This is a genomic window from Prevotella sp. HMSC073D09 (genome assembly GCF_001814145.1).
GTDB classification, from domain to species: domain Bacteria; phylum Bacteroidota; class Bacteroidia; order Bacteroidales; family Bacteroidaceae; genus Prevotella; species Prevotella conceptionensis.
On the sequence record NZ_KV815038.1, the window covers coordinates 76,469 to 77,245 of the forward strand.

Genomic DNA, 777 nt, shown 5'->3' on the forward strand with positions numbered 1-777 from the left:
TGCTAAATGCGGTGCAAAATGCTGCTAAATGCGAAACGATTTGCATAAACATCCGCTGAAATGGTATAAATAAAACCCTTTTGAACTATGTTTTTAATGGCTCGAAGGGGCAAAATAGTCGTTAAAAAGTGGTTTTTTAGGTGCAAAAAGCGAGTTTTTGGGCGTAAATAATAATGAGTTGGCAACCAATCTAGAAAGGCTAAATGGTGCAAAATGCAGGTTTTGTTCTTAAAAACAGACAAAACAAAAGATGTGAAAGGTCAGGAATATTGGTTTTTTACCTACTTTTGGACCTGCATTTTCTCTAGAACGGAGTGAAAATTAGAGCGAGTTTGTAAAAATAAAATAACAATTTAAGCTTTTGAGCTGATGAGTTTATTAGTTTGTGTGTTGATGAGTGCGTGAGCTAGTGAACAGACGAGGTGATGAGTTTATAAGTCGTGAGTTGTTGGGTTGTGAGTTTATAGTTTGGTGAGTTGATGCGTTTGGGAGGTGTTGGGCTTTCGTGAGTTTATAAGCCGGTGAGTTGATTGAACCTGCACCTCGCACATGAAGAGAAGTGCTTATTTTGTGTTGGCATCACAAAAACAACAAGCTCCTCCCACGTTGTTGAAAGATTAAAAGCTCAAAACGGCATTATAGCTTTACAAACTCCTAAATCCACAAACTCTCAAAATCACAAACTCATCAGCTCACAAACTTGCCCGCTTATATATTAATAAGGTGTGTGTCCCTGTTATGTTATCAATGTGTAAAGAAACTCAAAAACTTGCATTG